The sequence below is a fragment of the Mesorhizobium sp. P2_E6 genome (assembly GCF_056403835.1).
The window spans coordinates 355,543-376,195 of the sequence record NZ_JBFUEQ010000004.1 but is presented as its reverse complement, the minus strand read 5'-3'; the positions used below and the strand labels follow the sequence as shown (position 1 = coordinate 376,195).

Below are 20,653 nucleotides of genomic sequence, written 5' to 3'. Positions count from 1 at the left end.
ACGCCCATGAGAAACACCAAAATCCCTTTCAGAAAGTCACTGCCATGAAGGCATTCGTCGTCGATAAATATAACAAGAAGGGCATTCTGCGGCTGGCCGAGATGCCCGAGCCGGAGCTCGCGGACAACGATGTCCTGGTCGAAATCCATGCCGCAGGGGTGAACCTCCTGGATTCCAAGATCAAAACCGGGGAGTTCAAACCCATCCTGCCGTATCGCCCTCCGTTCATCCTGGGCCACGACGTGGCCGGGAAGGTGAACCGTGTGGGATCAAAGGTCCGCAAGTTCAAACCCGGCGACGAGGTCTACGCGCGGCCGCGCGATGGCCGGATCGGGACATTCGCCGAGATCATCGCCATCAACGAAGCCGACGTGGCCTTGAAGCCCGAGAATCTCAGCATGGAAGAGGCGGCCTCGATCCCCCTGGTCGGTCTGACCGCCTGGCAGGTGCTTGTCGAAAGGGCAGGTTTGAAGAAGGGGCAAAAGGTCTTCATTCAGGCTGGCTCCGGCGGCGTGGGGACATTCGCCATACAGCTGGCGAAGCATCTCGGCGCGACGATTGCCACAACCGCTGGTGCGGCGAGTGCCGATCTGGCCAGGGGTCTCGGCGCCGATGTCGTCGTCGATTACAGGAAAGACGATTTTGAGAAAGCCCTGTCGGGCTACGACGTCGTCTTGAACAGCCAGGACGCCAAAACGCTTGAAAAATCCCTGAATGTGCTGAAACCGGGTGGGAAGCTCATCTCCATCTCCGGCCCACCGGATCCCGAATTTGCCAGGGAAAAGGGACTGAACTTGATGCTGAGATTGATACTGCGACTGTTGAGTCGCGGTATTCGGACCAAGGCCAGGCGCCGTGGGGTGACGTTTTCGTTCCTTTTCATGTGGGCGCAGGGCGATCAGCTGGGCAAGATCACCGCTCTCATCGAATCCGGAACCATCCGCCCGGTTGTCGATCGGGTCTTTCCATTCGAAGCGACCAATGAGGCTCTGGCTTACGTCGAAAGCGGGCGTGCGAAGGGCAAGGTCGTCATCAAGGTGAGATAGCGCTACATCGTTCCTGCGGTTCCGGTGCTCGGCCAACGCCTGGGACACGGCGTGCGCGACATTCGAGCGGATTAGCGCCGAAGACAAGAACGAGAGGAGAGCTGGCGTTGACGTTGATCGACGGCCGGTCTCCGGCCGCCGCATCTACCGCAGCAGCTATTTGTTTCTTACGCAATTGCGCTGTGCAGTTGTCCTGGAACTGCTATCATTGATTGATCTCGGGTTCGACGAGCCTTGCCAGGTTCCTGAGCGACTCCTGCCAGCCGAGATAGCAGGCCTCGACCGGAATGACGTCCGGAATGCCTGCCTGGGTGATGTCAACTTCGGTGCCGACCGACACTTTTTTCAAGATTACGGTCACCTGGATCTCGCCGGGCAGGTTGGGATCGTCGAACCTGTCAGTGTAGCGCAGGCGTTCGGCCGGAACGAGTTCGAGATACTCGCCGCCGAAGGAATGGCTGTTGCCGGTCGTGAAGTTGCGGAAGGACATCTTGAACGTGCCGCCGACCTTTGCCTCGAAGTGATGGACAGTGCAGGTGAAGCCGTTCGGCGGAAGCCACTTCGCCAGCGCGTCCGCTTCAACGAAGGCGCGATAGACCTTCTCCGGGCTGGTCGTCAGAACGCGATGCAAACGTACGGTGCCGGGCATATCCTATTATCCTTTCACGATGGCTGTTCGATGTTCCCAGGACGAACGAGACTTGGCCAGTCCGACACACGCTCTCGGATTTTTGAGAGCCTGGCCGCAAGCCTGTCCGGCTGCGCACGACCTGGCGTACCCCGGTTCAGGTTGATGTGGGACTCGATTTTGCGGCGCCTGGCCTAATCGACGCAAATGCGGAACCGGATAGCCATTATGAGGAGACTGTTTATAACGGTTCGCTGAGATCGCGAAGACCAAGGGGAGACGATGCGCTACATACGTCCGCTTTCAATCGAAGATGCCGTTGGCCTGCTGGCCGGGTCGACAGGTACGGCCGCCATTCTTGCCGGGGGCAGCGACCTACTGGTGAGGATGAAGGGCGGCTTTGTCGAACCCGACCTGATCGTCGACATCAAGGCGATTGAGGCTTTGAGTGAAATCAGGGAAACGGCCGACGGCTTCAGCATCGGTGCCGCTGTTCCCTGTGCCGTCCTGGGCGAGAGCTCTGCCCTGAAGAAGGCATGGCCCGGCGTCGTCGAAGCGGCCAAGCTGATCGGCTCGAAGCAAGTGCAGGGACGCTGCACGATAACAGGCAATCTCTGCAACGCCTCGCCGGCTGCAGACAGCGTGCCGGCGCTGGTCGCGGCCGGCGCCAGGGCATCGGTAGTCGGCCCGGGGGGCAGGCGAACGATTCCCGTGGGGAGCGTGCCGACCGCGCCGGGCAAGACGTCGCTGGCTAAAGGCGAGATCATCGAGGCGATCCTGCTCGACAAGCGCGCAGCGCGCTCGGGCGATGCCTATCTGCGCTTCATTCCCCGTACGGAGATGGATATTGCGGTGGTCAGCGCCGGCGTGAACCTGACGCTCGACGAACGGGGCGTCGTCACAGCGGCCCGTGTGGCGCTGGGCGCCGCGGCACCCACCGTGCTGCTTGTGGAAGAGGCGGCCGAGGCCATTATCGGCAGGACGCTGGACGAAGCCGCGCTTGAAAGGCTCGCCAAGGTCTGCTTTGGCGCCTGCCGCCCCATCGACGACAAGCGGGGCACCATCGAATTCAGAAGGAAAGTTGCGGGTGTGCTGGCCAAGCGGGCCGCCACGACCGCCTATGCTCGTGCAGGAGGCAAATGATGGCTGGTGTAGCAGTCTCAACCACAATCAACGGCGACAGCGTCGAGTACCTTTGCCAGCCGGACGAGACGCTGCTCGACGTCTTGCGCGATCGCCTGGGGCTGACGGGCGTCAAGGAAGGCTGCGGCACCGGCGACTGCGGCGCCTGCAGCATCATCCTCGATGACCGGCTGGTGTGTTCGTGCCTGGTGCTCGGTGCGGAAGCCGAGGGCCGCCGCGTCGAGACCGTCGAGGGCATGGCGCATGGCGACAGCCTGCACCCGCTGCAGCAGAAATTCCTGGAGCATGCAGCACTTCAATGCGGCATCTGCACGCCTGGCTTCCTGATCGCGGCCAAGGACCTGCTGGCCAAGAACCCCGATCCGACCGAGGAGGAAATCCGCTTCGGCCTCGCCGGGAACCTCTGCCGCTGCACCGGCTACGACAAGATCGTGCGTGCCGTTCAGGACGCGGCAAACGTGATGAAGGGAGCATGACGATGAATTTCGATCCGCGTTACTCCACTCGCAACTTCGCCTCCGTCGGCACACGTCCTATCCGCCCCGACGGCGTAGACAAGGTGACGGGCCGCGCGCGCTACGGCGCGGATTTCAACATGGCCGGCCAGTTGGTCGGGCGCGTCCTCAGAAGCCCCCACGCCCACGCCACGATCAGGAAGATCGACACGTCGAAGGCGGAGAAGCTCCCCGGCGTGAAAGCGGTGATCACCGCGGCCGACCTGCCAGACCTCACCGATGGCGATGCCGCCATGTACGACATCCTCGACAATTGCATGGCGCGCACCAAGGCGCTCTATGACGGCCATGCGGTGGCCGCGGTGGCAGCCGTCGACGCCCGCACGGCGAGGCAGGCGCTGAAGCTGATCGAGGTCGACTATGAGCTTTTGCCGCATGTTACCGATGTCGACGAGGCGATGAAGCACTCCGCGCCGCTCATCAACGACGCCATCTTCACCGAGGGCCTCGAGGAAAAGCCGGTAAAGCCGTCCAACGTCACCAAGCGCAGCCAGTTTGGCCATGGCGATGTCCATCAGGGTTTCGGGCACGCCGATTTCATCGTCGAGCGCTCGTTCAAGACCGAGCAGACGCATCAGGGCTATATCGAGCCGCATGCCTGCGTGGCGAGCGTCAGTTCCGACGGCACCGCCGACCTCTGGGTCTGCACGCAGGGGCATTTCGTCTATCGCCAACACTGCGCCCAACTGCTTGGCATGGAAGCCTCGAAGCTGCGCGTCACCTCCTCGGAGATCGGCGGCGGCTTCGGCGGCAAGACCCATGTCTGGGCCGAGCCGGTGGCGCTGGCGCTGTCGCGCAAGGCGGGGCGCCCGGTCAAGCTGGTGATGACCCGCGACGAGGTGTTCCGCGCCTCGGGCCCGACCAGCGCCACCTCGATCGACGTGAAGATCGGCGCCCGCAAGGACGGCACCATCACCGCCGCCGAAGCGACGCTGCGCTATTCCTGTGGTCCGTATCCGGGCTCCTGGGCCGAGATCGGCGCCATGACGGCGTTCGCCTGCTACAGGCTCGAGAACGTCAAGACGGTCGGCTACGAAGTGTTGGTCAACCGGCCGAAGACGGCGGCCTATCGCGCGCCCTCCGCACCCATGGCGGCGTTCGCGGTGGAAAGCGCGGTCGACGAACTGGCCAAAGAGATCGGCATGGACCCGGTCGACTTCCGCATAAAGAACGCCGCGCAGGAAGGCACCAGGTCGTCCTACGGCCCGGTCTATGGCCCGATCGGCATCGGCCCGACGCTGGAGGCGGTGAAGAACCATCCGCACATGAAGGCGCCGCTCGGAAAGAACCAGGGCAGGGGCATGGCCTGCGGCTTCTGGTTCAACTTCGGCGGCCAGACCTGCACCGACCTCAACATCGGCATGGACGGCTCGGTCTCGCTTGCCGTCGGAACGGTCGATGTGGGTGGTTCCCGCGCGTCGCTGTCGCTGGTGGCGGCGGAGGAGCTCGGCATCGCCTACGAGCAGGTCAAGGCGATCGTCGCCGACACCTCCAGCCTCGGCTACAACGACATGACCGACGGCAGCCGGGGCACCTTCTCGTCCTCCATGGCGACCATCTCGGCCGCCCGCAACGCGATCAAGATCCTGCGCGAACGCGCCGCGCAGATGTGGGACATTGCCGTCGACGACGTGGTCTGGGAACAGGGCCACGCGGTTGCCAAGGGCGAGAAGCACGGCAATCTCGGCAAGCTGTCGCTGAAGGAGATTGCCGCCGCGTCGGGCACGACCGGCGGACCAATCGCCGGCCACAGCGAACTCGTCGCCGACGGTGCCGGCGTCTCCTTCGCCACCCATATCTGCGATATCGAGGTCGACCCCGAGACCGGCGCCACGAGAGTGTTGCGCTACACGGTGGTGCAGGATGCGGGCAAAGCGGTGCACCCGACCTATGTGGAGGGACAGTATCAGGGCGGTGCCGCGCAAGGCATCGGCTGGGCGCTCAACGAGGAGTATATCTACGGCAAGGACGGGCGGCTGCAGAACCCCGGCTTCCTCGACTACCGCATCCCGGTCTGCTCGGACCTGCCGATGATCGACACGCAGATCCTCGAGATCCCCAACCCCAACCACCCCTACGGGGTGCGCGGCGTCGGCGAGACGTCGATCGTGCCGCCGCTGGCGGCGATCGCCAATGCGGTCTCAAATGCAGCCGGCGTGCGGATGGCGCATATTCCCATGTCGCCGCCACGCATCCTGGCGGCGATCGAAGCGGAACGGGCAGGCTGATGGTCGAAGTGACGCTCTGGGGATCGCTTGGCGCGGCCGCCGGAGGCAAGAACAAGGTCGAGATCGAGGCCAAGGACATAAGGGAGCTGTTCAGGAAACTGGCTGAACAGTATCCCGGCATCGAGCCCTTGATCGACCGCGGCATCGCCGTCGCCATCGACGGCACGATCTATCGCGACACCTGGTCGAAGGAATTGCCAAAGGGCTCGGAGATTTTCCTGCTGCCGAGGCTGGCAGGGGGATAATTGGACAAGCGTCTCGCTGCTGTCGCTCAGCAACGAGCCCGACACCATGCCGCAGGCGATCGACGCGACGGGCGCCGAGGGCCGTACCCGACTCTATGTTGCCTTCACGATTCTCGGTTTAGTCGGTCGGCGGGATTGAGCCGCGCTCTCGAGGGCCAAGGCCAACCGCTTCTCGTCTTCGATGGCGCGGTCGACTGCCTCAATTTCCTCTTGGAGCGCCTTCAACTCGGCTCCGTAGCTGGAGCCGTCGCTGTCCCCGATCTGAAAGCCACTTGCCCGCATTGCGTCGCGGGTATGGTGCACGTTACGGACTCCTTCGCGTCGAGTCGCGACCAGGATTTCCCTGAACTCTCCAAGACGTTCAACGTGATTGCGAGTCATTGCGTTCTCCTTACGGCGCAGAAGGTTTAAATGACTACAGGAGATACTCTCGACAAAGCATGAGTGCGAAAGCTCAAATTTGAACGTCTTGCAATAACGTGGAGCGCAGCAGGCGGAAATTGGCTTGGGACCCAGGTGTTAGACTCTTCCGCCGAGCGCGTCTGCTGCTCGGCTCGGCTGCTCGTCGGCGCGCTTGCTGGTCCATCCAGCTGCGGTTCTGGATCGCGAGAGTCCGTTTCTGAGCGCACAGCGACGCTGGTCTCAATGTCCGAAAAGAGGCGCAAGGCGGACCTGCCCGATGTTTCATGCGCGAACGCCTGAGATGCGAGCGCCGCCATTAACCATCGATTAACTATCCGGTCGCCTTTAATTCAATTTTGCAGCATACTGATCTGGGTAGCGAGGCTACTCAGGGAGACTGAAACAAGAGGTAATTCTCCTTTCGCGCACACCTGCCACTCGCGACAGTCGAAATTGAAAAGGAACGACGGAACACCGTCGTCTCATAGGGAGGCGCCAGCATCTTGTTTGATGAGGAGCGCCAGAATGAAAATCGAAGATGCAGTTACGGCAGTGACGTCGGAGGCGAGCGCGCTCATGTCTTGCCTCGGCCAGCCCGTTATCGCTTACCACGTCACGGAAATCATGAGAGAGGCAGACCTTGCACACGCCCGCGAGATGCAACTCGCGCTGCTGCGACGAAGCATCGAAGCTCTTGTCGATGACGGCCTGGAAGGCGTCGCCGCCGAACATTTTGCATCCCAGTTCGACGGCCGCATCGGCTTGACCTGGAGACTCCTGCACGCATCCGACGGCGTGGCGCATTGATCAAGACCAGAGCGGTAGGTCGCGCCGCGGCGCGCCGGAGCGCAGAACCCAGTAAGTTCCATTCAGCACGCGCCGATCATCAACGCGTGGCGGCGAAATCGCTTTCGTCCAACCCGCGGGCCGATAGCCGACAATCCACAAATCCACCAATCTCGATCATTTCCCGGTTTATGGGTTCACGGCCTAGATCAGTAGCGTGTGGTGTTCCTCACATCGGAAGCTCCGGGCTATTCTCAGCAAAGTATTCGTGATTATCAGCGTTTGATGTGGCTCTAGGCGGGTTTTCGGCCGCGAGTACCTTGGCGGCATCCTGACCATAGACATAGTCGTTTGTTGATGCGACGATGAAAAAGTGACTTATTTCATGTATAATCGTTCCAGACCTTGAATCCGTTCCTTTCAGAGCGGCTAGCCAGAACTTGGGACAAATAAAGATACTGTAAGGTTGATTACGGTACACATATGCATAGTCTCCCGATTCGCAGTCGCTGCCGTGGCATCCAAACGATATTGCTTTGTTTGCAAGAGTATCCGTAATCTTCGAGAAATTTCCAGTGGCCTTTGCGTACAGTCCTACGGTATGCGCCCCAAACCATGTCAGATATCGTTGGGAATTCGGTTGCTGGGCCGAGGGCGTGGCCTGCAAAACCTGCAGGGCAGCCGAGGCTATGTTATTTGCTTCCGCCAGCGCAGCGCCAATATCATCCTGTTGAGGGCTGTCACACTGGTCGAATTTGGGAGCCGAGAGCGGTATCCGTTCCGGAGGAATCCGACCTGACAGAAGCCTGAACGTGGCGGCGTTGCTCAAAACTGCTGCCCGTCTCAGGGCACCTGGACGGCCAATCAGCAGACCCACTCCCTCTGTATCGTAGGTAACCACATAGTTCCCTGCTTCATAGATGGCGTAGTACAATGACAGATCGACGGGCACGGAAATCGATTGTCCGGGTTCAATATTGATAAAATCAGCCTCAGTCGGTTCTCCTCGCTTCACCAAACGGCCGATATACTGAACTGGCTGCGACCCTCTCGTCACTGAAAATATTTCGCCGGAGACGCCGTTGATTGGCGTGGTCCACTTGAGCACCCTGATCGGGCTGCCTGATCGGTTCGTGAGAGTAAAGTCAATAATTAGGGGGGTATCGTTTCCATAAGAAGGCAGGCGCGATTGCAGAACTATCTCAATTTCCTGATTCTGCTGCGCAAACGCCAAAGGCACAACGCTAAAAAAACATGAAAGTGCCAATACAATATTTCGAACAATACTCGGCATTTTTATGCTCCTATATAACCACGATTAGACTCTATTGCTTCGTCTAAGTGAGTTTTTAGTTTGCGATAACATACCGGAAACGCCCACGGCCTACCTTGCAAGTTAGGAATGAAATTGCTGCAGGCCGGGCATTGCAACTTACCGCAAATTCAAAAAAACAGGAACACGAAATCATGTCCGTGGCCACGTATGCCATCGATTTCGGCTGACACCTTCTTTGGGGTGGTATAAGATGAATGGGTACTTTTCCATCAAGCTCCATAAGAGGGGGCCGTCATGAGCGAGCGTCGGAAAGGCATAATAACCAGTTGCGCGATTTTGAGGTTTTTTGCCCTGGTTTTCGGGTTCTGTTTTGCTTTCAGCGGCACTGCTTCAGCTGATTCCTGCGGAACAGAAGCTACTCCCGGTTGGAATCTCGAGAATCCTCCGGCCGAAGATCGTCAAGCAATTCAAGATCTTTTGTCCCGCTATGCCTGGACGATCGACGAAAGAAATGCAGCCGCGTTCACCGCCCTCTTTGCGAAACCGCAGTCGTCTTACTATGAGATTTGCAGTACAAGCAGCAGTATCCTCAAGTTGACACTCGATCTTGGTCCGGAGTCGCCAGACGATCTTCTTGAGCAGATGAAAATAATAGTTAAGAAACTGGAAACCGATAAGCTCCAGACCCGGCATCTCGTGACCAACACCTTGTTCGATGTGGTTGATGGTAAGACAGTGAATACCAAATCGATAGTCCTGGTCACTCTGCAGGACTCCCACTCTCCAGCACCGGTTCTTGACTATTCGGCGGATGCCCGGGCCTCTTTTGTAAAGGGCGACGACGACATCTGGCGATTTCAATCGCTTACTGTCCACGCCGACTATGCTGCTGGCTCTGTCGCAGCCAAGAAGCGATGACGCCCAAAGATCGGCTATGGGTTCACTGGCACGCTCCAGTGGGCTGAAATGCGTGCCGTTGCGCTGATCGCTGCTGTCCTCGGCATTGCGCTTCTCCTGCTGTCCGGGACGATCGGGCTTCGACATGCAGCTTTTGTATCGACGCCGCGAGCCGGCGAGAGGCAAGGCTCCGATCAGGCCGACGTGGTTTGCAGCAAGGCGAGCGGCTGCGCGGTGTCACAATTGCCGCGCGGTTCCGCTGTCAAGCTGCTGCGACCTCGCGGCGTCGATTTCGCTCCGGCTGAACTCGATGGGAAGTCGTTTGCCGAAGCCGTTACGCGATGGAACCCTGACATCTTTTGGGCGCCAGCCTCAAAGAGCACCGACGTCATAACCAGGTCTGGCGATGAAGCGCGGGCGGTGTTCGGTCCTATTCCCGACGGCGATTGCGACAGCCCACAAATGAAGGTCATCCCACTGGAAGTTGATGGCAATGTCGTCGACCTCAAGCCCAATCCGACAAAACCAGGTTCTCCGCTGGAGTTCGAGCACAGGAACGAAAACGGAGAGGTGGTGAAATGGACGGCGACATTGCCCAAATGCGACAAGCCTTCGCTGACTGGCAGCACGACCTACTGTGGGCTGAACTCGCGTGTCGTAAGGGTCGTGCGCGGCAACGTTGAATGGCTGTTCCTCTGCAGAAAATCCAATATCAGCCAGGAGGTCAGCGCCGATCCCTACTGGACGCGGTCGGATCCGAGATTTTCTGTCTTCGGCACAATCGGATTCAATCGGAAATCCGGAGAAATCATCTTCTTCGACGGCCGCAAGGACCAGAGCGTGTTCGACTGGTCAAAGCCCTTCGTTCCGCCAGGCGGGCGAAACTATTCCGATAATGTCGGAAGGACTGCGGCGGAGAAAATCTATGATTCGACGTTCAAGATCTCGTGCCATGCATGCCATGACAACAAAAGCCCCTATGTGATTGATCCGCACATTGCACAGAGCAGGGTAGGGTTCCGTTCAGCCGACGATCCCAAATCGACCGCCTTCAGCCTGGGAGATTTTCTACCGCATCGGCCGCGGTTGCCGGGCGCGCCGTTCCGCGTGGTCGGCTCCGGCTACACCAGCACCTACCCCAATGAACTTCGCCATGCCAGGACGGTCGACGATCCAACGGGCAACTGCACAAGCTGCCACACGCTTACCACACAAATCACGGGCCGCCGTTTTGCCGCGGACGCAGTGGGGCATGAGCCGACGGTCACGTCGCCAACCTGGGTCCAATTGCTCGAGCTGCGCGAGGAAGAGATCATCTACGCAGGGATCGCCGCACACCGGACGGATTGGGCGGCCGGCAGCGGTGGCATCCATCCCTGGATGTTGCCGGGGTCCGGCAATGACCTGTCCTCCCGCGCGCCTCGCCTGAGCTCAGAGGACTGGCGGAAGCTGAGCGACTGTCTATGGGGAGCCGGTGGCTCCGAATGTGGCTACCGCCCACTCTACACTGGCTGCCCGGCGCCAGAGGCGGAGGATGAAGGCTCTTCGCTCGCCGATTCCAGGCTTCAGCTGTTGCCTCGGCCGCCCGGAGAGGAGGCGAAGACGCGTGTCCTTCGTGCAAGCTGGACCTTTCGCAACAGCTACGGTGGTGTTCCGGAGCGCGACGATATCAGGATCAATGTGGCCGTCAGGACGGACGCGATTCCGGCAAATGGGGAACCGCCACAAAGTGGCGACTATCCGAGCATCGAACAGGCAAAGGGTACCAACGCCGAGGCCATCTCCGGTTCGGTCAGCGCAGCCGGTTCCAGCTTGTTGGTTGAGAACGTTTCGTTTGCCGGTCACACGAAGTGGAGCGATCCGACGCCGTCGATGTCGCCGCGCACTTTCCAAGTCGATCTGCCTGGTGAGTGCAACCGACGCACCTTGATACGCTTGGTGCCCAAACGGTTCTGCTTCGACCAGAGCGAAGCGGCATTTAGCGCGGCAGATCACTTGATCTACGCCGATGTTCAGTGTGACGAGCTGCGATGATCCGCTCGACGCGATCGAAAGCGGCTGATGAGCGCCGGTATTTGCGATAACATGACTGGTGCTACATGGTCGCCGCACCAAGGAGGGTCCCAGAGCCGTGACCACACCGGTTCCATTGGCTAGCCCGATTTTGCCCGGCAGCCCAGGGAAGTCTGTTGCAGAGCGGCGTTATCTCACCATTCTGTTTTGCGACATGGTGGGGTCAACCGAATATGCCGACCGCCTGGATCCCGAGGACTTCCAACGCCTGATCGAGAGCTTTCTGCAGACCTGCAGCAGCGTCATCCGCCGCCGCAAGGGTGTGACGGCCAGCTATATCGGCGACGCCGTCCAGGCCTATTTCGGTTATCCAATTGCTGGCGAGGACGACAGCGAGTTCGCCGTGCTCGCGGCACTCGAGATCGTCGATGCGGTAGGCACCATCTCGGCAAGTCTGGGATATCCGTTGCAAGTGAGGGTGGGTATCGCGAGCGGCCAGGTCGTGGTGGGGGAGTTCGTCGGCGCGCCGAGCGGCGTGTCCACCGTCGCCTTCGGCCACGTCGCGCATCTAGCGGCACGGCTGCAGGTCCTGACCAAGCCGAACACGATCCTTGTCGACGCGGCGACCTTCGAGGCCGCGAGCGGCGCGATTGATTTCACCACGTTCGGCAAACATGAGCTGAAGGGATTCGCCGAGCCAGTCCAGGTTTGGCAGGTGCAACGGGCGCGCATGGTGCCGACTCGCTTTGCAAAGCGTGCGCGCATGACCAAGCTGTGCGGCCGCAATGCCGAATTGCGACTGCTGATGGAGCGCTGGGAGACCGTCGTGCGCGACAGGCGCGGCAATGCGGTGTTGGTCTCGGGGGAGTCGGGAATCGGCAAATCCCGGTTGCTCAACGAGATCCAGCAGCGCCTGCGCAGCTTTCCGCAGCTGACCATGCAATGTTCTCCGACCTTTGAGAACAGCACCCTTTATCCATTCCTCGCGGAGTTGCAGAGGATCGCAACGATCGAGGACGGTGACTCGACGGAAGAAAAGCTGCGAAAGCTCAGCAACGGATTGTCGATAGGTTCTGTGTCCAGCGACGTCGCGCTGGCGATCTTCTCAAGCCTGCTCGGCCTACCGACGACTATGCCGGACAGGCTTGAAGGGATAAGCGCCGAACGACAGCGCAACATTGCCGAGCAAGCGTTCATCGATTTGGTCAGTTATCTGGCGCGTGCTACCCCGATCCTGATCTTGTTCGAAGATGAACAATGGGCCGACGCGACCTCGCGCGACCTTCTCGACAAGATCGTCGCCAGCCTGGCTTCGACTCCTGCGCTGTTGCTTGTGTCGAGCAGGAACCACTCAAGCGTTCCGTGGGTCGACGGGCCGGACGTGCATCACATCAGTCTTGAAGCGCTCGGCCGCGAGGATGCCGAAGCGATTGTCCATGACATCAGTCCGAATGCGCTCGCTGCTGATGTTTCGGTGGTGCTCGACCGCAGTGAAGGCGTCCCTCTCTATATCGAAGAGCTTACGCGGAGCGTGGTCGAAACAGGATTGCGGCTGGACGTATCGCAGCCGAAACGTCTGTCACCTACGACCAACATTCCGAACTCCCTGCAGTTCTCGCTGCTTGCCCGCCTCGACAGGCTGGGGCCCGCCAAGGAAATTGCGCAGATCGCAGCGGCGATCGGCCGCGTATTCGATTTCGACATATTGCGCGAGATCTGCGATTGGCCCGAAGCGGAGTTGCGCGCCGCGGTTGGCGACCTGGTGCGCACGGGGCTGATCGTCGCCGAACGGGGGACAGCCGGCGCGGGCTTTTCGTTCACCCACGTGCTCCTGCAGCAGGCCGCCAGAGGCACGATGCTGCACGAGCGCGCGCAGCAGATTCACCGATTGATTGCCGAATGTATCGAACTGCGCGACCACAACGCGGCTTTTGCCTATCCCGAAGTGCTCGCTGAGCATTTCGCAGACGCAGGTCTGTTCGACCGCGCCGCTGACTACTGGCTGCTGGCAGGGCTGAAGGCGGCCAAGACTTGGGCAAAAGTCGACGCGGTGCGTACCTTCAGGAAGGGGCTTGAAGCCGCGAAACTCTTGCCCGAATCCGACGATCGTAGCCGCAGGCTGCTTCGCTTCGAACTGGAACTGGGCGACGTGCTCTACGCTGCGCTAGGCTACGTGACGGGCGAGGGCAGTGCCGCATATCAGCGGGCCATAGAACTGAGCGGGAAGCTTGGCGAGCCGGAATCGACGATCAGGGCGCTCGACGGGCTTTTCGGCACCCATTTCAACTCAGGTCAGTTCGGTAAGGCCCTCGCGGCCAGTGATGAGTTAATTCGGGTCGGCGAGGAGGGCGGTTACCTAAACGCGCTCGTCATAGGTCTGCAGTTCAAGGGGATGAGTCTGTTCTCACAGGGCGAGTTGGTGGCGGCCCGGCAATATCTTGAGCGCGCTCTCAGCCACAAGGACAGCGCAGACAAGGTCGGCAGCGACTTTCCGAGCATGGCCATGATCTACCTTTCCTGGACCTTGCATATTCTGGGATATCGCAGCCAAGCGCTGAAACTCTACCTCGAGGCGGAGGCGACCGTTCGGCAGCAGTCCGCCTATCGTCTGGCCGCCTGCCTGGGAAACGGGTGCGTGTTGTTCGCCTTCCGCGAGGAGAGCAGTTCGATCGCTCGACTGGCGGATGAACTCCTGCCGCTGGCGCAGGAAAACGGTTTCAATCTCTGGGCAAGGGTGGCGCGCTTTTTTGGTGGCCTGGCTGCATCGAGCCTCGATGACAGTCTGGTGGGTAGCCATATGATGGCATTGACCGAGAGTGATCTTGAAGATGAGGAGGTCGACAAATCGTGTTATTTAGGCTTGCTCGCCAAAGCTTTCATGAACTCCGGGCAATTCAGTATAGCGGCAGTGACCGTTGAGAAAGGTCTGCGCGAAGCCGAAAAGATTGGCGAGCATTACTTTACAGCCGCGTTGCTTCGCATTCGCGGTGAGATCGAACTTGCAAATGGAGCAGGAGACAGAGCGGCGGAGGCTTCTTTCCGCGAGGCGATTGCCTTTGCCAGACAGCAGAACGCCAGGAGTTGGGAGTTGCAGGCGACCAACAGTCTGGCGAAGCTGTTGCGGTCACAGGGTCGGTTCGAAGAGGCCCGTGCGGAATTGCGGGAGGTCAACGATTGGTTCACCGCAGAAGATGTGGAGTAATCAGCAGTGCATCACGTCTGTGCCGGCAATCTCGACGAGAGGCTTCTTTTCGTCGCGAAAATTGTAATCATGGGTCGAGAGCGGAACAGCTGCCCTCGACCGCATACGACGGCTCGCGATTGAGAAATGCGCGCTTGAACCAAATCCGCAGGCTAATGTCACCGGTGACGCCACCGCCGTGCCGGCGGCGCCGTTGTGCGGCGGCAGGAATGGTCGGCTATTTGATCTAATTTCTTTGCAGGCCGTTAATGCGGCCATGATGTTAATCAGCATTTGCTAATGAATCGTTCAAACCTAAGGCAAGCAATGACCAAGAATCTCGGCAATGCACGCCACACGCCGGCGAAGGCCCAGCAGGTCTCCCTTCTTGGCAAGGTCGCGCCGACGCTGTTTCCGCTGGTCGCGGCGGCGCTGGGCTACATGATCGGCAGGCAATTCTTCGGCATCTAGCGGGCTTGCCGCTGCCCGGCTTGGCGCACTCAAACGCCTCAGCGAACTGACCAGAACAACGCGCCGGCCGGCATTCGCGCTGCAGCCGCCGGTCGCCAGAGTTCGGCGTCAGACGTGGACGTCGCCGAAGGAAAGTTCGCCGTCGTCGCGGGCTGCGAAAAAGACGATGGCGAGCAGCCAGGCATAGAATGCCGCCACGACGACCACGATAACGACACCGGGAATGGGGCCAAGGGCGGCGCTTTCGACGGCCTCACGAAGCGAACCGACAAACCCGGTCTTGAGGCCCACGGTCTGAAGGCTGGGGGTCGATATCTTGACCACCCAGGCCAACAGCAGGATCAGGAACAGGTAGATGTAGTTTCGCCGCAGGCGTCGCGCCAGCGCAGCGCGCTGCGACAGCAGGAACTTCGGCGCGCGCAGGCCTTCGCCGACGATGAGCAGCCAGTCAGACGCAAAATCGGGCTGCGGGGAAAAGATCTGCGCGAAATAATGACGTTCGAACTGCCGCACGCGAGCCCGGTAGAAGTCGAAGAACCGATAGCGGCGCGCCTCGATCCACAGCAAAAGCAGGATCAGCAGCATGGCGAACAGCAGCACGCCGTGATGCGCACTGGCCGTGGACAGCGATACCGAAAGCAGCGCCGCCACCACAGTGATCGCCCAGTTCGTCGTCCGGTCGAGCCGGTCGCGCCATCCCGCCATGCGGGCGATCTCGGCGCGGTGAAAATGCGACAGCGTGTTCACGCGCTCCGTCGATGAAAGGACGAGGCCCGTGGGTTTTGCCGACGCATCGTTCATGACATCCTCCGGCAAGGACTAGAACACTTTGCCGGCAACATTGTTCCCTGTCGGTCACTCGGTTACTCGGTCCCGCCGATCCAGTCGACCAGGAGGGCGGCGAGACCGAAGGCGGCGGCGATGGCGCAGACCGCTGGCCATCCGCCCCAGGTCCAGGCGATGCCGGCCAGCATCGAACCGATGGCGCCACCAATGAAGAAGATGCCGACGAACAGACCGTTGAGGCGGCCGCGCGCCCTGGGCTGCAGCAGGTTGATGGCGCGGCGGCCAAGCGTCTGGTCGCCGGTGACGCCGATGTCGAGCAACACGGCGCCGATACCCATCGGCATCAAAGGTCCCCATGGGGCTTCCACCTGGACGGAGCCGGACCACGCCGCGAGCGCCATCGAGCCGACCAGCAAGAGGTGGCAGGCGATGGTGGCGGAACGCGTCCAGCCGCGATCGCCGGCGCGGCCGAACAACGGCGTCACCAGCGCGCCGCCGGCGCCGACCAGCGCGAACAGCGCAATGCCGCGCTGGCCGAGATCGAAGGGCGGCAAAGCCAGGCGCAACGCCACCGCCGTCCAGAACAGGCTGAACGCTGCCATCACCAGGGCCGCCGTCAGCGCCCGTCGCCGCAGCACCGGCTCGTCGCGCAGCAGGTGGAGCAGCGAGGCGATCAGCATGCCATAGGACGATCTCGCCGTCGGCCGCCGCCGCGGCAGGGTGAAGGCGAGCACGCAGGCGAGCATGACGAGGGCCGCGGCGCTGAGGCCGTAGAAGGCGCGCCAACCCCAGGCATCGGCGATCAGGCTGGCCAACGGGCGTGCCAGCAGGATGCCAACCATCAACCCGCTCATGACATCGCCTATGACGCGGCCATCCTGTCCGGGCGGAGCCATCGAGGCGGCGATCGGCACCAGGATCTGGATGGCCGAGCAGGCAGCACCGAGGATGAACAGGACGATCAGCAGCGCGGCGGCGGTGGGCACCAGTGCGGCGACGCCGGCCGCCAGGGCCGCCGCGATCAGCATGCGCAGGATCAGGATGCTGTTTTCCGAGAGGTCGGCAAGCGGCACCAGGAAGAACAGGCCGGCGGCGTAGCCGAGCAGGGTGGCCATCGCGACGAGGCCGGCGCTTGCCACACTGGTGCCGAGCGATGGCCCGATCAGGCCGACCAGCGTCTGCGGGGCGAACAGATTGGTGACGATGATGCCGACCGCGGTGGCAAAGAGCAGTGTCTGCGGGCCGGTTATGGTCGCGGCCGGCCCGGCCACCTCATCAACCGTCTTAGGCATTGGCGTATCAGGCATTGGGTCCTCAGCAAACTGCATATCGTGGGAAGACTTTATGCCGAAGCATTATCATGCTACAATTGAATCAATTCGATAATGATTATGCGAGGAGCGCATGAACATCCATGATCTCGAAGCTTTCATTGCCGTGGTCGAAACCGGCTCGATCGTCGGTGCCTCGGCCAGGCTCAACCTCACCCAGCCGGGCGTGACGCGCCGCATCCAGAATCTGGAAGACGGGCTGGCGACGGCGCTGCTCGACCGCCAGTCGAAGCCGCTGAAGCCGACCGCCACCGGCCGCGAGGCCTATGAGCATGGCCGCCGTGTGCTGCGCTCGCTCGAAGATCTCAAGGCTGGGGTGTCGCCGCAAGGCGAGGTCAGGGGCGAGTTCCGGCTGGGCATCATGCCCTATCTCTCGGATGCCGCGCTGGCGCTGCCGCTCGACAGCCTGCGCGCGGCCTTTCCGCAGTTGACGCTGCGCATCACCTCCGGCTGGTCGCCGAGACTGGTGGAGCAGGTGGCGCGCAGCGAGCTTGACGCGGTCGCGGTGTGCCTCGCCGAGGGCGTGGCGCCGCCGGACGAACTGGTCCAGGACGATCTCGGCCTGCAGTCGGTGCTGCTGGTAGCGTCGCGCGGCCTTGGCGTGCCGCGGCCCGCCGACCTTGCGTCGCTGTCTCGCTTCCCCTGGGTGATGAACGAAAACGGCTGCGGGTTTCGCGCCTTCATCCGCCAGAGTTTCGAGGGCGCAAGGCTGCCGTTCCAGGTCGGGGTGGAGGCGCTCAGCGTCGACCTCAGAATGTCGCTGGTGGCGCGCGGCCACGGCATCGGTATCGTCACGCCGGGTGCCTTCGCCGACAGCCGGTGGCGTGACGCGGTCGAGGTCATCGACTGTCTGGACTTCAAGCCGCAGGTGCGCGCCTGGCTGCTGCATCGCCCGCCGGCCGGTCGGCTCGGCCGACCCATCGCGCTGTTTCGCGACGCGCTGATCGAAGGGCTTGAGGTGCCGATGCCCCTGGTGTCGTAGTGCGGGTGGACCACAATTTGCAAAAACGACCCTGAAATGATTGAGATACAAAGATTTTCTTCAGACGTACATCAATAAGCCGGCACAATTTTTAGGCAATCTTTAGACAACATGTCGATTGCCGCAGGTCATGCTGGCAAATGGTTCTTTGTCGGATTCGTCCGAGACGGCAATGATTCATTGCTTGACACTGGGCCAAGATGAAGAGCTATGCTGGATCACGCTCAAAAGTTCGCACGGGGGAATCTGTACATGGATTTCATCGAGAGGTGGTTGGGTATTTCACCTGACGGCGGCGACGGATCGACCGAAGCTCTCTACATACTTGCCGTTGTCGCAATATTGGCGCTTGTCTTCCACAAGCGCATCGTGCAGTTCGCGCGCGGTTTCTTCGCGCGCAAATAGCCAGCGTACCGTTCAAGTTCCGCTTTATTCGTGTGACCAGAGTTACAAGCGGCACCAGTCGTCCAACCAGTCCAAAGCGCTGTTGCCGCGCGAATCCCGTCGCTAATCAGGCGTTGCCCTGCGTTAGCTTCAGAAAGGGAGTCGATGCGTGGAATAGCGGCAATCCTGCGAGCACTGTTCTCCGCCTGGATTCCAGCGCTGATCGAGATGGCTCACCGCTTCTGTCGCCGGTGGCGGCTGGGGGGTGACCGTCGGGTCGACCAGAAGGGGTCCCGGGCACATTGCGTGCCAATCGACCATCCTGCATTCTGCCGGCCCGATCCGCTGATCTACGATCAATACTATCTGATCGGCCTTGGCCTCGCGGTGACCTGGGACAATCCCGACATTGAGGTGCGCCAGGGTGGGGTGCCCGTTCCCGCCGGCAAGTTGCAGGCTGACACCGACTACGAGGTGCGCGTCCGCGTCTGGAACGCCTCCAAGGATGCCGTCGTCGTCAAGATGCCGGTTCACCTGTCCTATCTGTCGTTCGGCATCGGAACCGTGTCGAATCCGATAGACACCCGGCCGGTCTCGGTAGGGGTGATCGGATCCGCCAGCCAACCCGGGTTCGTCTCCTTCGACTGGCATACGCCTCGGGAAGCAGGTCACTATTGCCTGCAGGCCTTGCTCGACCCGGCCGACGATGCCAACTTCGCCAACAATCTCGGACAGAAAAACACCGATGTCGGGCTGGCGCAGTCGCCGGCGACATTTCAATTCGAGCTGCGCAACGCCACCCGCCGGCCGCACCGGTATCGCTTCACCGTCGATGCCTACACCATTCCGCCGCTCAACCCCTGCCGTGACGACCGCCAACCGACAGAGGAGGCCGTCAAGGCCGAGCAGAAGCGCCGGCTGGCGGCACATTTGCCGGCGGTTCATCCGCTGCCGCCTGGCTGGAAGGTCGAGATTTCCCCTGACCACCCGTCGCTGGCACCGGGCGAACAGGTGACGATCACGGCGGTCGCCACCCCGCCGAACGGCTGGACCGGCCGGCAAGCCCTCAATTTGAATGCGTTCGACGAGGGTGAGCACGCCAGCGGCGGCGTCACCTTGACCGTCCTCAGCAGAGTGGAGCCGTGATGGCCACCGACGACAAATCCTGGACCACGTGCACGACAGCGGACAAGGTGATCTCGGTCAACCAGTACATCAGCGCGGCGATCACCAGCGGCATATTCGCGGCCGTGATGGCTGTGGTGCTGATTGCGATGGGCGAACCGTGGTGCTTGCCGATTGCGCTTGTGGTGACCGGGATTGTCTGGATTCTCGCCTATTGCGACTGGTGGCTCAACAACCGGCTGGTTTGTCTCGGCGACAAGAGCCCGGTCAGCGTCGTCGGCATGGTCATCAGCATCGAGCCGCCGTCGGAGAAGACATGGCCCGGAAGCCTGGACTCCGACTACAGCCTCAACCTGCTGCTGCCGAACAACCCCGTCGGCGTCAGCCAGGCCGTTGCCGGCGCCAGCGTTCCGTTCGGCTATCTGATGGCTGAAACCGCCACCACCTCCTCGCACGGCTTGCTGTTCACCGGGAATCCGGCGGAGGACAAGGCGACCGGGGTAAAATCAGAGGCACTGCACGTGGAGTTCGAGGGCGCGTCGATCCACGACCTGCAGACCGTCAACATCCTCGCGCTGATTGCAGCCCTGACGGCGCTGGCGCTCTGCATGTCGGGCGTCGGCGTGGTCGTTGCCTACATCCTGGCGCTTCTCGCCTTGCTTGCCGCACTGCTTGGCGCGGCCTTCAGCAGTTCGGACACGGCCAGCCCGAGCGATGCCGGCCTGCCCAGCATCGAGGTCAACAAGGGCGATGGAACCGGAGCGACAATCCTGGGTGTGACCGGCCGATGGGTCTATGATGCCGGACATATCCACGACAGCTTTCATGAAGGCCACAACGAACTGCATCCGGTCCAACAGGCGCAGATCCTGGGAGGGCCGTGGGACGGTGACTGGCCCCCCGATATCGACGGGATCATTCGCGGCTACCAGGATGGCTACGCGCAATCCCAGGATCCGCTCACCAAGGAGCAGCAGGCGCGGCCCGGCTCCAAATGGTCGGTCCATCCCTATGTCGACGGCTGCAACGACCGGCCGGATCATCCTCCGCACTAGGTCGTTGCAGGCGACGACACCGAGGAGCTTCTGGGTCCGGTCGCGAGCTTGCGCATGCACGCATACAGGCAGGGCCGTCGCGTCCGGCGCGTTAGGGCAGTCGATACTTACGAATCCTTTCAGGCGGTTGTGCGCGCCGGTTCAGATTTTGAGTCCGCG

20 protein-coding genes are annotated in these 20,653 nt (G+C 61.2%); 14 read left to right on the top strand and 6 right to left on the bottom strand.

What is annotated here, in order from left to right; translation table 11 throughout:
* The first annotated feature begins 44 nt into the window (after window positions 1–44).
* Entirely contained in the window at window positions 45–1,046 is a 1,002-nt protein-coding gene (locus tag AC1D08_RS12600; protein WP_457155192.1) for an NADP-dependent oxidoreductase, read from the top strand.
* 205 nt (window positions 1,047–1,251) lie between these two features.
* Here AC1D08_RS12600 and AC1D08_RS12595 read toward each other — a convergent pair whose 3' ends face one another.
* Window positions 1,252–1,695 (bottom strand): SRPBCC family protein, encoded by a 444-nt coding sequence (locus AC1D08_RS12595; RefSeq protein WP_457155191.1) that lies wholly within the window; start codon window positions 1,693–1,695, stop codon window positions 1,252–1,254.
* A 261-nt stretch (window positions 1,696–1,956) separates the two neighbouring features.
* Between AC1D08_RS12595 and AC1D08_RS12590 the strand changes: the two genes are divergently transcribed.
* Genes AC1D08_RS12590 through AC1D08_RS12575 form a run of 4 tightly spaced genes read left to right on the top strand, consistent with a single transcriptional unit; the run spans window position 1,957 to window position 5,805 of the window.
* On the top strand, window positions 1,957–2,817 hold the full coding sequence (locus tag AC1D08_RS12590) for an FAD binding domain-containing protein (protein WP_457154204.1): 861 nt from the start codon (window positions 1,957–1,959) through the stop codon (window positions 2,815–2,817).
* Window positions 2,817–3,293 (top strand): (2Fe-2S)-binding protein, encoded by a 477-nt coding sequence (locus AC1D08_RS12585; RefSeq protein ID WP_095091114.1) that lies wholly within the window; start codon window positions 2,817–2,819, stop codon window positions 3,291–3,293. Before AC1D08_RS12590 ends, AC1D08_RS12585 begins: the two co-directional genes overlap by 1 nt.
* Before the next feature lie 2 nt (window positions 3,294–3,295).
* Window positions 3,296–5,560, top strand: a complete 2,265-nt coding sequence (locus AC1D08_RS12580) for a xanthine dehydrogenase family protein molybdopterin-binding subunit (protein WP_457154205.1) — start codon at window positions 3,296–3,298, stop codon at window positions 5,558–5,560.
* Window positions 5,560–5,805: a MoaD/ThiS family protein gene (locus AC1D08_RS12575; protein ID WP_095091116.1), complete on the top strand. Its 246-nt coding sequence runs from the start codon at window positions 5,560–5,562 to the stop codon at window positions 5,803–5,805. The genes AC1D08_RS12580 and AC1D08_RS12575 overlap by 1 nt, the downstream gene beginning before the upstream one ends.
* Window positions 5,806–5,898: 93 nt before the next feature.
* Here AC1D08_RS12575 and AC1D08_RS12570 read toward each other — a convergent pair whose 3' ends face one another.
* The gene (locus tag AC1D08_RS12570) at window positions 5,899–6,186 is read right to left on the bottom strand and encodes a hypothetical protein (RefSeq protein WP_095091117.1); all 288 of its coding nucleotides are present in this window, start codon (window positions 6,184–6,186) and stop codon (window positions 5,899–5,901) included.
* A gap of 546 nt (window positions 6,187–6,732) precedes the next feature.
* Here AC1D08_RS12570 and AC1D08_RS12565 point away from each other — a divergent pair.
* Complete coding sequence (locus AC1D08_RS12565; protein ID WP_245331352.1) at window positions 6,733–7,014, top strand: hypothetical protein; 282 nt, start codon at window positions 6,733–6,735, stop codon at window positions 7,012–7,014.
* 208 nt (window positions 7,015–7,222) lie between these two features.
* Here AC1D08_RS12565 and AC1D08_RS12560 read toward each other — a convergent pair whose 3' ends face one another.
* Window positions 7,223–8,287 (bottom strand): M35 family metallo-endopeptidase, encoded by a 1,065-nt coding sequence (locus AC1D08_RS12560; RefSeq protein WP_477423212.1) that lies wholly within the window; start codon window positions 8,285–8,287, stop codon window positions 7,223–7,225.
* 276 nt (window positions 8,288–8,563) lie between these two features.
* On the opposite strand from AC1D08_RS12560, the gene AC1D08_RS12555 reads away from it, so the two are divergent.
* The 3 genes from AC1D08_RS12555 (at window position 8,564) to AC1D08_RS12545 (ending at window position 14,381) form a co-directional block, all read left to right on the top strand.
* A complete protein-coding gene (locus tag AC1D08_RS12555) occupies window positions 8,564–9,187 on the top strand; it encodes a nuclear transport factor 2 family protein (protein WP_457153842.1) in 624 nt (207 codons plus the stop codon).
* A 48-nt stretch (window positions 9,188–9,235) separates the two neighbouring features.
* Window positions 9,236–11,200 carry a hypothetical protein gene (locus tag AC1D08_RS12550; protein WP_457153843.1) on the top strand — a complete coding sequence of 655 codons (1,965 nt, stop codon included), beginning with the start codon at window positions 9,236–9,238 and terminating at the stop codon, window positions 11,198–11,200.
* A gap of 97 nt (window positions 11,201–11,297) precedes the next feature.
* A complete protein-coding gene (locus AC1D08_RS12545; protein ID WP_477423210.1) occupies window positions 11,298–14,381 on the top strand; it encodes an ATP-binding protein in 3,084 nt (1,027 codons plus the stop codon).
* Here AC1D08_RS12545 and AC1D08_RS12540 read toward each other — a convergent pair whose 3' ends face one another.
* Window positions 14,382–14,654: a hypothetical protein gene (locus AC1D08_RS12540; protein WP_477226649.1), complete on the bottom strand. Its 273-nt coding sequence runs from the start codon at window positions 14,652–14,654 to the stop codon at window positions 14,382–14,384.
* Window positions 14,655–14,687: 33 nt separating this feature from the next.
* Between AC1D08_RS12540 and AC1D08_RS12535 the strand changes: the two genes are divergently transcribed.
* The gene (locus AC1D08_RS12535) at window positions 14,688–14,831 is read left to right on the top strand and encodes a hypothetical protein (protein WP_095091124.1); all 144 of its coding nucleotides are present in this window, start codon (window positions 14,688–14,690) and stop codon (window positions 14,829–14,831) included.
* A gap of 108 nt (window positions 14,832–14,939) precedes the next feature.
* Here AC1D08_RS12535 and AC1D08_RS12530 read toward each other — a convergent pair whose 3' ends face one another.
* Together AC1D08_RS12530 and AC1D08_RS12525 are read right to left on the bottom strand one after the other, a co-directional pair.
* Window positions 14,940–15,632 carry a DUF2270 domain-containing protein gene (locus AC1D08_RS12530; protein ID WP_457151665.1) on the bottom strand — a complete coding sequence of 231 codons (693 nt, stop codon included), beginning with the start codon at window positions 15,630–15,632 and terminating at the stop codon, window positions 14,940–14,942.
* A 62-nt stretch (window positions 15,633–15,694) separates the two neighbouring features.
* Entirely contained in the window at window positions 15,695–16,909 is a 1,215-nt protein-coding gene (locus tag AC1D08_RS12525; RefSeq protein WP_457151666.1) for an MFS transporter, read from the bottom strand.
* A gap of 112 nt (window positions 16,910–17,021) precedes the next feature.
* On the opposite strand from AC1D08_RS12525, the gene AC1D08_RS12520 reads away from it, so the two are divergent.
* From AC1D08_RS12520 to AC1D08_RS12505, 4 genes are all read left to right on the top strand, one after another.
* Window positions 17,022–17,930, top strand: a complete 909-nt coding sequence (locus tag AC1D08_RS12520) for a LysR family transcriptional regulator (protein ID WP_457151667.1) — start codon at window positions 17,022–17,024, stop codon at window positions 17,928–17,930.
* A gap of 252 nt (window positions 17,931–18,182) precedes the next feature.
* Window positions 18,183–18,335: a hypothetical protein gene (locus AC1D08_RS12515; protein ID WP_167392362.1), complete on the top strand. Its 153-nt coding sequence runs from the start codon at window positions 18,183–18,185 to the stop codon at window positions 18,333–18,335.
* A 144-nt stretch (window positions 18,336–18,479) separates the two neighbouring features.
* Window positions 18,480–19,460, top strand: a complete 981-nt coding sequence (locus tag AC1D08_RS12510) for a hypothetical protein (protein WP_457151668.1) — start codon at window positions 18,480–18,482, stop codon at window positions 19,458–19,460.
* A complete protein-coding gene (locus AC1D08_RS12505) occupies window positions 19,460–20,494 on the top strand; it encodes a hypothetical protein (RefSeq protein WP_457151669.1) in 1,035 nt (344 codons plus the stop codon). Before AC1D08_RS12510 ends, AC1D08_RS12505 begins: the two co-directional genes overlap by 1 nt.
* Window positions 20,495–20,653 lie beyond the last annotated feature (159 nt).

Coding starts and splice junctions, on each gene's coding strand:
- AC1D08_RS12600 (WP_457155192.1), top strand. CDS start 45: ATGAAGGCATTCGTCGTCGATAAATATAACAAGAAGGGCATTCTGCGG.
- AC1D08_RS12595 (WP_457155191.1), bottom strand. CDS start 1,695: ATGCCCGGCACCGTACGTTTGCATCGCGTTCTGACGACCAGCCCGGAG.
- AC1D08_RS12590 (WP_457154204.1), top strand. CDS start 1,957: ATGCGCTACATACGTCCGCTTTCAATCGAAGATGCCGTTGGCCTGCTG.
- AC1D08_RS12585 (WP_095091114.1), top strand. CDS start 2,817: ATGGCTGGTGTAGCAGTCTCAACCACAATCAACGGCGACAGCGTCGAG.
- AC1D08_RS12580 (WP_457154205.1), top strand. CDS start 3,296: ATGAATTTCGATCCGCGTTACTCCACTCGCAACTTCGCCTCCGTCGGC.
- AC1D08_RS12575 (WP_095091116.1), top strand. CDS start 5,560: ATGGTCGAAGTGACGCTCTGGGGATCGCTTGGCGCGGCCGCCGGAGGC.
- AC1D08_RS12570 (WP_095091117.1), bottom strand. CDS start 6,186: ATGACTCGCAATCACGTTGAACGTCTTGGAGAGTTCAGGGAAATCCTG.
- AC1D08_RS12565 (WP_245331352.1), top strand. CDS start 6,733: ATGAAAATCGAAGATGCAGTTACGGCAGTGACGTCGGAGGCGAGCGCG.
- AC1D08_RS12560 (WP_477423212.1), bottom strand. CDS start 8,287: ATGCCGAGTATTGTTCGAAATATTGTATTGGCACTTTCATGTTTTTTT.
- AC1D08_RS12555 (WP_457153842.1), top strand. CDS start 8,564: ATGAGCGAGCGTCGGAAAGGCATAATAACCAGTTGCGCGATTTTGAGG.
- AC1D08_RS12550 (WP_457153843.1), top strand. CDS start 9,236: ATGCGTGCCGTTGCGCTGATCGCTGCTGTCCTCGGCATTGCGCTTCTC.
- AC1D08_RS12540 (WP_477226649.1), bottom strand. CDS start 14,654: ATGCTGATTAACATCATGGCCGCATTAACGGCCTGCAAAGAAATTAGA.
- AC1D08_RS12535 (WP_095091124.1), top strand. CDS start 14,688: ATGACCAAGAATCTCGGCAATGCACGCCACACGCCGGCGAAGGCCCAG.
- AC1D08_RS12530 (WP_457151665.1), bottom strand. CDS start 15,632: ATGAACGATGCGTCGGCAAAACCCACGGGCCTCGTCCTTTCATCGACG.
- AC1D08_RS12525 (WP_457151666.1), bottom strand. CDS start 16,909: ATGCCTAAGACGGTTGATGAGGTGGCCGGGCCGGCCGCGACCATAACC.
- AC1D08_RS12520 (WP_457151667.1), top strand. CDS start 17,022: ATGAACATCCATGATCTCGAAGCTTTCATTGCCGTGGTCGAAACCGGC.
- AC1D08_RS12515 (WP_167392362.1), top strand. CDS start 18,183: ATGGATTTCATCGAGAGGTGGTTGGGTATTTCACCTGACGGCGGCGAC.
- AC1D08_RS12510 (WP_457151668.1), top strand. CDS start 18,480: ATGCGTGGAATAGCGGCAATCCTGCGAGCACTGTTCTCCGCCTGGATT.
- AC1D08_RS12505 (WP_457151669.1), top strand. CDS start 19,460: ATGGCCACCGACGACAAATCCTGGACCACGTGCACGACAGCGGACAAG.